Genomic DNA, 10,060 nt, shown 5'->3' on the forward strand with positions numbered 1-10,060 from the left:
CGAGGCCGTCAGAAGGGGATACGTGATGAATTGGGCCTCAATTGCAGGCGGTAGCTGCCAAGGCGCACCGTGGCGGGTGGGCATTGCCGGCGTACAGCCTGAGCAGGCGTGCAATGCATTCTGTTTGAGCGATGAGCAATGGCAGGCACTGCGGGCTTTGCTGCCATTTGATCCCTTGCTGGCGTACGGCGATGCCAATGGCCTGTCGTTCGAGCAAGTGAAGGACGCGGCTACGGTGGCCCAATACGACGCAGTATTGCTCGTGGAGCAGATCCGCGCCGACAACCCTGGCTTGACGTTACCCGCTGGCACTCGGGCTTACCTGCTGCGGCTGCAAGGCGATGACGACGGTACGCAGTGGCTCGAGCGGTTTGATCGCGTGTTCCTGCCTGCCGCCCGGGCGTTTACCGGGCAGCGCCTGGTGCGGCTGAATCAGGCCCTTGAACTTCCGTTGGCTGAGTGGGTGCCGCCTACCCCGTTTGCGGGCAAGGCCCAAGTGTTTGGGCGGGACGGTATCGATTTACCGAACGCGCACTTTGCCGTGTGTGATCAGGACCCAGAGTTGCCTGAGTGGCTGCCACCTCAATGGCAGGGCTGCCTGCTGGCTGGGGCGGTGCCGATACATCGCGGCCATGCCCCCGTTCCAGCGTGGTTCCCTGCTGACTGCTATATCGACGCGGGTGCCTTTGCCGACAGTGCGGCGCTATGGGCTTTTGTCGACGGCATGCCTTGGCCAGACTACCAAGCCCTGTCAAACCGCCTGCAGTCATTTCTGATGCTTGGCAGTGCCCGACCTGATGAGCGTATCTACCCCTACACGGTCGATTTCTGGATCAATGCACTGACCTCGGCGATTGCGTTGGATGCTGCTCAAGTGCGGGGTGCAGCGCCGTTGGTCAGTGTGGTTATCCCGGCCTACAACTACGGGCGGTACCTGGGCCAGGCCGTCAGGTCCGTGCTGGGCCAGGGCGTGGAGGACATCGAAGTCCTTGTGGTGGACAATGCCTCGACTGACGACACCCAGCAGGTCATGGCGGCGTTTTCGTCGGATCCGCGCGTGCGGTACATGCGTAACCGGCGCAATATCGGCGCGGGCAACAGCTCCCAGAATGGCTTCTGGGCTGCCAAAGGCACGTACCTTGTGTTGTTCATGGCCGATGACTTCATGAACCCTGGCCACCTTCAGCGCCTGCTTCCCGCACTTCAGCGCAACCCGTCATTCGCCCTTGGCTACAGCCCAATCCGTTGGGTCAGCGAGCACGGGGAGCCGATCCCTGGCCCAGCCCACCCTGGCCACCGCAGCGCAGATTACGTCGGCGGCCGCCATGAACTGGCAGACCTGCTCATCTACGACAGCTACATCACACCCTCTGCCGCCATCATCCGCCGAGACGCTTTTTTCACAGCCTGGCGGCGTGATGTCCGGATTCGCGGCGCCGGTGACTGGCAACTCATGGTGCAGCTTGCAGAGCTTTACCCTGACTTCGTCTTTACCACCGTGCCCGGGGTCAGCTACCGGGTGCATGGCGCGCAGCACTCTCACGAGTTTTATGTTTCGTCGGCGCCGCTTGAGGGGCATACCTGCATCGTCGAAGGCGTGTTCGAGCGTGGTAAGCAGGGGCTGCTCAACGGCTACGAGCGTGAGATCGCGGCGCACCTCAAGCGGCGGCTGTCGCTGTACCCGCTAGAGCATTCCACTGGCCTCGGTGCCCGGGTGCGGCAGCTGTGCGAGCGCCTGGAGGCGCTGGCCCAGGATGCTGAAAGAAGCCAGTTCTCCATCATCCTCACCACCTACAACCGCCCGCACATGCTGCGTGATGCGCTGAACAGCATCGCCGGCCAGGTTTTCAAAGACTTCGAGGTCATTCTGGTCAATGACAACGGCGACCCGGTGGAGTCGCTGCTGGCCGATTACGACTTCCCCATCACCTACCTGCGCCAGGGCCGTAACCGTGGCCCAGCTGCTGCGCGCAACGCTGCGCTGCAGCTGGCCAGTGGCAGGTACGTGGTGTACCTGGACGATGACGACCTGTACCTGCCCGACCACCTGCAGCGGTTGGCGCAGGGGCTGGAGGCGCACCCCGACAGCGTGGTGTACACCGACGCGGTGTTTATCCAGGAAGTGATCACGGCAGGGCAACGCAACGAGGTGTCCCGCGAGCAGCGCTACCCCCATGGGCAGTATTCCCGTGAGCGTTTGCTGATCAACAACTACATCCCCATCAATACCTTTGCCTGCCCACGGGCGCTGGCGTTGGCGGTGGGGGATTTCGACGAAACCTTGGCAGGCCTGGAAGACTGGGACCTGCTCATGCGCCTGTGTGCCCGCAGCGCGTTCCATCACCTGCCTTACGAGACCGTGCAGGTGCGCATGCGCCTGGATGATGGCGCGCCTGCCCGGCGCTCGGAGCAAGCGCTGAAGGACTACCCTGCGCTGTACCGCGAGTTGTACGCCCGCCACAGCGATGCGGGCAGCGAGGAGATTCAGCGCGGCCGCCAGCAGATGCTGGATTTTCTGGCGGGCAAGCCCGCAGCATCGACCTTGCAGGACTGGCTGGACCAGCGGGTGCCGGGGGACACGCAGCGGCGGCTTATCGAGCAGCGGCTTCAAGCACACCAAGGTGGGCCCATGATTGGGGTCATCGTCGTCGATGCGCACGCCCAGCTGGATGCCTTGAACGCCACGCTGCAGAGCCTGGCCAGTGACCGCTGCCTGTACGCCACCGTTAAGGTATTGGCGCTGACTGCGGCCGACACGTCCACGATGGCGCAGCAACATGGCCTGACTGTCATGCCGTTGGGCGCTGCCGGCCTGGGTGAGCAGATCAACCCGCTGGTGCAGGCGGGTGAGTTCGACTGGTTCATGGTGGTGGAGGCGGGCAGTGAGTTCACGGCCAGCGGTTTGCTGATTGCGGCGCTGGACCTGCTGGCGGCACCGGGCTGCCGCGCCGTTTATGCTGACGAGGGCTTGCGCGGCGATGGCGCGGAAATGGGCGCAGCACTGCGCCCTGACTTGAACCTGGACCTGCTGCTGAGCCTGCCGGCGAGCCTGTCGCGCCACTGGCTGTTCAACCGCCAGGTGTGGCTGGACATGGGCGGCTTCCGCCAGGAGGCCGGCCAGGCCTTCGAGCTGGATTACATCCTGCGGCTGATCGAGTCTGGCGGCTTTGCAGGCCTGGGGCATATCAGCGAGCCGTTGCTGATCGGTGAGGCCCCGTCGTTGCAGGACTGCCCTGACCAGCGCGGCGTCATCCAGCGCCATCTGCACGCCCGGGGCTTTGCCCAGGCGCAGGTCGCGCCGGGTCAGCCGGGGCGTTACGACCTGAACTACGGCGCCCCTGGCGACATTCCGGTGAGCATCCTGGTGCTGCTGCAAGGCGCCAGCACCGAGCGGGCCCAGCGGTGCATGGAAACCATCCTGGAGAAGACCACCCACCGCCATTACGAAGTGCTGCTGGTGGCCCCGGCCAATGCTGGCGCTGCGGTTGACGGTTGGCTGGGCGCCGTTGCCCAGCTGGGTACCGATGCCATTCGCTGCCTGCGCTTTGCTGCCGGCCTGTCGCCGGCGCAGATGCGCAACCAGGCAGCCACCCAGGCCCGTGGCGACTTCCTGCTGTGGCTCGACGAAGGCGCTGCGGTGCTCGAAAACGACTGGCTGCAGCAATTGCTCAACCATGGCATGCGTCAGGAAGTCGGCGCTGTAGGGGCCAAGCTGGTGGCAGGCGACGCGACCATCCGCCATGCCGGTTACGTGCTTGGCCTCAATGGCCCGGTAGCCGAGGCGTTCGCCGGCTTGCCGCTGGATGCGCCCGGCTACCTGCAACGCCTGCAGGTGGACCAGAACTACGTGGCCGTGAGCGGCAAATGCCTGTTGGTGAACAAGGGCCTGTTCCTGGAGGTGGGCGGTTTCGACGAGTCGCCCGAGTTGCAGCGCTGGGTGGATGTGGACCTGTGCCTGCGCCTGCACAGCGCGGGTTACCTGAACGTCTGGACCCCCCGTGCGCAACTGCTGCTCAGCGAAGACGCCGCCACGCCGCCCAGCGTCAAGGAGGAGGACGCCTTGTATGCCCGCTGGCTGCCTGCATTGGCGCGCGACCCGTATTACAACCCCAACTTCTCGCTGTCTTCGACCAACGGCTTTGCCCTGGCGCCCACCGAGTTGAGCTGGCGGCCACTGGCGTCGTGGAAACCGCTGCCGTTGATTCTGGCCCATGCCGCCGACCGTCATGGGTGTGGCCATTATCGCGTCATGCAGCCGCTGGAGGCGCTCAGCCGTGAGGGGCTGGCCGAGGGCGTGTTGTCCTGGAACCACCTGGCGCCTGCCGAGCTGGAGCGCTTCAGCCCGGACAGCATCGTGCTGCAGCGCCAGGTCGGCGACGAGCAGATCGAGCACATACGCCGAATGCATGCGTTTTCGCAGGCGTTCAAGGTGTTCGAGCTGGACGACTACCTGCCCAACCTGCCGGTCAAGAGCGTGCACCGGTCGCACATGCCCAAGGACATCTTGCGCTCCATCCGCCGTGGCCTGGCCTATGTGGACCGCTTTGTGGTGTCCACCCAGCCGCTGGCCGAGGCCTTCGCCGGGCTGCATGACGATATACGGGTAGTGCCCAACACCCTGGAGCCGCGGATCTGGAGCGGGCTCAGTGCCTTGCGCCGGCAATCGCGCAAACCACGTGTGGGCTGGGCGGGCGGCGCGAGCCACACCGGTGACCTGGAAGTGATCGCAGATGTGATCAAGGAGCTGGCAGGCGAAGTGGAGTGGGTATTCTTCGGCCTGTGCCCGGCCAAGCTGCGGCCGTACATTCATGAGTACCATGAGAGCGTTGCCATCGAGCATTACCCGGCAACGCTGGCCAGCATGAACCTGGACCTGGCCTTGGCCCCTGTTGAGCAAAACCTGTTCAACGACTGCAAGAGCAACCTGCGTTTGCTGGAGTACGGCGCGTGCGGCTTCCCGGTCATCGCCAGTGATGTGCGCTGCTACCAGGGCTACCCGGAATTGCCGGTGACCCTGGTGAAAAACCGTTTCCGGGCCTGGGTGGATGCGATTCGCATGCACATTGCCGACCTGGATGCCACGGCCAGGGCGGGTGATGAACTGCGCAGTGCGGTGCTGGGCGGGTGGATGCTGGAAGGGGAGAACCTGGCCAGGTGGGGCAGGGCGTGGTTGCCGGATACTGCTCAATAACAGCGGGGTAAGCTGGGAATCGCCTGGGTGCACGGTGCCCAAGTTTCGGCACGGCTATTGCTTCATCGCTGGCAACACACCGTTTTTATGACGGTCAGCCATGCGAGAGAGCACGATGCCCCAGGCCGCCCAAGTATCCCCGTCCCTGGCCGAGCAGGAGAGCCGGCAGGGTGTCGAGCAGGCGTTCGCCCTGTTCGACCAGGTCTCCAGCCAGCTCAGCCAGTCCTACAGCCTGCTCGAAGCCAGGGTCAGCGAGCTGAAAGGTGAGCTGGCCGTGGTCAGCGCCCAGCGCATCGAGGAGTTGAACGAAAAGGAGCGCCTGGCCAACCGCCTGCAGAACCTGCTGGACCTGCTGCCCGGTGGCGTTATCGTGATCGACGGGCAAGGGCGGGTACGCGAGGCAAACCCGGCTGCCTGCGAGCTGCTGGGCGAGCCGTTGCTCGGCCAGCTGTGGCGGCACGTGATCGCGCGCAGCTTTGCCCCGCGTGAGGACGACGGCCACGAGGTTTCGCTGCGCGACGGGCGCCGCTTGTCCATTGCAACCCGTTCGTTGGACGCCGAGCCCGGGCAATTGGTGCTGCTCAATGACCTGACCGAAACCCGTCGCCTGCAAGATCAACTGGCCCGTCATGAACGCCTGTCGTCCCTTGGGCGCATGGTGGCCTCGCTGGCGCACCAGATCCGTACGCCATTGTCGGCCGCCATGCTGTATGCCAGCCACCTGGCAGACCCCGAGCAGGCGCTGACCACCCAGACCCGCCAGCGCTTTGCCGGCAGCCTGAAAGAACGCTTGCACGAGCTGGAACAGCAAGTGCGCGACATGCTGGTGTTTGCCCGCGGAGAGCTGCCGCTACAGGACCGTGTAACCCCCAAGGCGCTGTTCCAGGCGCTGCAGCAAGCGGCCCAGACCCACGTTCAGGGCCATGCCGTACGCTGGCAGTGCGACAGCCGCCTGGGCGAGTTGCTGTGTAACCGCGACACCCTGGTGGGCGCGTTGCTCAACCTGATCGAGAATGCATTGCAGGCCAGCCCGGCGCCGGCAAGGCTCAAGGTTCACCTGTGGCGCCGCCATGGCACCTTGCACCTGTGCGTCAGTGATGCCGGCAGTGGCATCGCGCCCGAGTTGCTAGGGCGCCTGGGTGAACCGTTCCTCACCACCAAATCCACGGGTACCGGCCTGGGCCTGGCGGTGGTGAAGGCCGTGGTCAAGGCCCATGACGGCGCGCTCAGCCTGCGCTCCAAGGTTGGCCGTGGCACCTGCGTGCGCATCGAGCTGCCGCTGATCGATGGGGCAGACGGCCCGTGATGCCCGTTACGGTGTTGCTGGTCGAGGATGACCGCGTGCTGCGTGAGGCGCTGGCCGATACCCTCGACCTCGGCGGCGTCGCCCACCAGGCGGTGAGCAGTGCCGAGCAGGCCCTGCAGGCCGTGCGCGAACGGTCGTTCCACCTGGTGATCAGCGATGTGAACATGCCAGGGATGGACGGGCACCAATTGTTGACGCAATTACGCCGCCAGCAACCGCAGTTGCCGGTGTTGCTGATGACCGCCCATGCCGCCGTGGAGCGCGCCGTAGAGGCCATGCGCCAAGGCGCCGTTGATTACCTGGTCAAGCCCTTCGAACCCAAGGCCTTGCTCAGCCTGGTGCAACAGCACGCGGCAGGGCGCGCCGAGGACGCGGACGGCCCGATTGCCTGTGAGCCCGCCAGCCGCCAATTGCTGGAGCTGGCCGCGCGGGTGGCCCGCAGCGATTCCACGGTGCTGATCTCTGGTGAGTCCGGCACGGGCAAGGAAGTGCTGGCGCGCTACATTCACCAGCAGTCCACCCGTGCCAGCCAACCGTTCGTGGCCATCAACTGCGCAGCCATCCCCGACAACATGCTGGAAGCCACGCTGTTTGGCCACGAGAAGGGGGCCTTCACCGGGGCTATTGCCGCCCAGCCCGGCAAGTTCGAGCAGGCCGACGGCGGCACCCTGCTGCTTGACGAGATTTCGGAGATGCCCCTGGGCTTGCAGGCCAAGCTGTTGCGGGTGCTGCAGGAGCGTGAGGTGGAGCGGGTGGGCGGGCGCCGGCCCATTCAGTTGGATATCCGCGTGCTGGCCACCACCAACCGCGACCTCGCGGGCGAAGTGGCGGCGGGGCGCTTCCGGGAAGACCTGTACTACCGGCTTTCGGTGTTCCCGCTGGCCTGGCGACCACTGCGCGAGCGCCAGGGCGACATCCTGCCGCTTGCCGAAAAGTTGCTGGCGCGGCATGCGCAGAAGATGAAGCACCCACCTGTACGGCTGTCTGCACAAGCCCGTGCCTGTCTGCAGGCCTGGGCCTGGCCGGGTAACGTGCGGGAACTGGACAACGCCTTGCAGCGTGCGCTGATCCTGCAGCAGGGCGGGATTATCGAGGCGGCGGATTTTTGTCTGGAAGGCGCCATTCCGTTGGCAGCTGGCACTGAGCCATCACTGGAGAGCGCCGGGCTGGAGGGCGATGTTCGCCGGCACGAGTACCAGATGATCATTGACACCCTGCGTGCCGAGCGCGGTCGGCGCAAGGAAGCCGCCGAACGCCTGGGCATCAGCCCGCGCACCTTGCGCTACAAGCTTGCACAGATGCGTGATGCCGGCTTCGATGTGGAAGCCAGCCTGTACGGCGAGTGAACCTGGCTGCAGGCTGGCAGCGGCGCCCGGTCTCATAGGCAGGCCCCGCCAATACGAACACCTCCCCTCCGAACATGCCAACCGCTCCAGCCAAGGCTGGCACCTTTGTTGCTTAGGTAGGGTATCTGCCGCATCACTGTCAAAAAAATGCGGCCGCAGGAGAGAGAAGGTCATGAGCCAAGGTGTTGAATTCAATCGTCTGATGCTGGACATGCGCGCCATGCAGGCCGACGCCATGTCGTTGCCGAAGGTGGCTGTCGCCCCTGAACTGGCACCTGGGCAAAGCACCTTCGCCGACATGCTCGGCCAGGCCATCGGCAAGGTGAACGAAACCCAGCAGGCTTCGAACCAGCTGGCCAACGCCTTCGAAATCGGCAAGAGCGGCGTTGACCTGACCGATGTGATGATCGCTTCGCAGAAGGCCAGCGTCTCGATGCAGGCCTTGACCCAGGTACGCAACAAGCTGGTCCAGGCGTACCAGGACATCATGCAGATGCCGGTGTGAGGGCGGACGTAGACCATGGCTGAAGCAGTCGTCGACAACGCGCCCGCCAAAAGTGGCCCGCCAGCGTCCAAGCCGCCGATGCTGCGCCTGGCGTTTCTGGAAAACATCGCGCAGATGCCCATCCTGCGTCAGATCGGCCTCATGGTCGGCCTGGCCGCCAGCGTGGCCATCGGCTTTGCCGTGGTGCTGTGGTCGCAGCAGCCCGATTACCGCCCCCTGTACGGCAGCCTGTCGGGCATGGACACCAAGCAGGTCATGGATACCCTGTCGGCCGCTGACATCCCCTACAACGTGGAACCCAATTCCGGCGCCCTGCTGGTGAAGGCCGACGACCTCTCCCGTGCGCGCCTGAAACTGGCAGCGGCCGGCGTGGCACCCAGCGACGGCAATGTCGGCTTCGAACTGCTGGACAAGGAACAGGGGCTGGGCACCAGCCAGTTCATGGAAGCCACCCGCTACCGCCGCAGCCTGGAAGGCGAGCTGGCGCGGACCGTGTCGAGCCTGAACAACGTCAAGGCCGCCCGCGTGCACCTGGCCATCCCGAAGAGCTCGGTGTTTGTCCGTGATGAACGCAAACCCAGTGCCTCGGTACTGGTTGAGCTGTACCCGGGCCGTGCCCTGGAGCCTGGGCAGGTGATGGCGATCGTCAACTTGGTTGCCACCAGCGTGCCGGAGCTGGACAAGTCCCAGGTGACCGTGGTCGACCAGAAGGGCAACCTGTTGTCCGACCAGATCCAGGACTCCGCGCTGACCCAGGCGGGCAAGCAGTTCGACTACAGCCGCCGTGTGGAGAGCATGCTCACCCAGCGCGTGCACAACATTCTGCAGCCGGTGCTGGGCAATGACCGCTACAAGGCCGAGGTGTCTGCCGACCTGGATTTCAGTGCGGTCGAGTCCACCTCCGAGCAGTTCAACCCTGACCAGCCCGCGCTGCGCAGCGAGCAGTCGGTAGACGAGCAGCGTGCCAGCAGCCAAGGCCCGCAGGGTGTGCCCGGTGCCTTGAGCAACCAGCCGCCGGGCGCTGCGTCCGCGCCGCAGACCACCGGTGGCGCGGCCACGGCGGCCGGGGCGATCCAGCCTGGCCAGCCGTTGGTCGATGCCAATGGCCAGCAGATCATGGACCCGGCCACTGGCCAGCCCATGCTCGCGCCCTATCCGTCGGACAAGCGTCAGCAAAGCACCAAGAATTTCGAGCTGGACCGCTCCATCAGCCATACTCGCCAGCAGCAGGGGCGCACCATGCGCCTGTCGGTGGCGGTGGTGGTGGATGACCAGGTCAAGGTCGATGCAGCCAATGGCAATACCACCCATGTGCCATGGGGCGCCGAAGACTTGGCACGCTTCACGCGCCTGGTACAGGATGCGGTGGGCTACGATGCCAGCCGGGGCGACAGCGTCACGGTGATCAACGTGCCGTTCGCACCGGACCGCGGTGAAGAAATTGCCGACATTGCGTTCTACCAGCAGCCGTGGTTCTGGGATATCGTCAAGCAGGTACTGGGTGTGCTGTTCATCCTGGTGCTGGTGTTCGGCGTGCTGCGCCCGGTGCTCAACAACCTCACAGGGGGCGGCAAGCAGGCTGCCCCGGACAGCGACATGGAGCTGGGCGGCATGATCGGGCTCGATGGCGAACTGGCCAGCGACCGCGTCAGCCTGGGTGGCCCGACAAGCATTCTGCTGCCAAGCCCCACCGAGGGCTACGAGGCACAGCT

Annotated in this window: 5 protein-coding genes; all 5 read left to right on the plus strand. The window is 65.0% G+C overall.

Annotated features, from left to right (window positions below; translation table 11 throughout):
• The first annotated feature begins 25 nt into the window (after nt 1-25).
• Entirely contained in the window at nt 26-5,191 is a 5,166-nt protein-coding gene (locus tag APH25_RS06270; RefSeq protein WP_256217487.1) for a glycosyltransferase, read from the plus strand.
• A 115-nt stretch (nt 5,192-5,306) separates the two neighbouring features.
• Nucleotides 5,307-6,497, plus strand: a complete 1,191-nt coding sequence (locus APH25_RS06275; protein WP_060481439.1) for a PAS domain-containing sensor histidine kinase — start codon at nt 5,307-5,309, stop codon at nt 6,495-6,497.
• On the plus strand, nt 6,497-7,843 hold the full coding sequence (locus tag APH25_RS06280) for a sigma-54 dependent transcriptional regulator (protein ID WP_060481440.1): 1,347 nt from the start codon (nt 6,497-6,499) through the stop codon (nt 7,841-7,843). Before APH25_RS06275 ends, APH25_RS06280 begins: the two co-directional genes overlap by 1 nt.
• A 172-nt stretch (nt 7,844-8,015) precedes the next feature.
• Entirely contained in the window at nt 8,016-8,348 is a 333-nt protein-coding gene (gene fliE, locus APH25_RS06285) for a flagellar hook-basal body complex protein FliE (RefSeq protein WP_028633473.1), read from the plus strand.
• Nucleotides 8,349-8,363: 15 nt separating this feature from the next.
• The coding region (gene fliF / locus APH25_RS06290; RefSeq protein WP_060481441.1) for a flagellar basal-body MS-ring/collar protein FliF at nt 8,364-10,060 on the plus strand (1,697 nt) is incomplete at its 3' end.

It is taken from the genome of Pseudomonas sp. NBRC 111119 (assembly GCF_001320125.1).
In the GTDB taxonomy this organism is placed as follows: domain Bacteria; phylum Pseudomonadota; class Gammaproteobacteria; order Pseudomonadales; family Pseudomonadaceae; genus Aquipseudomonas; species Aquipseudomonas parafulva.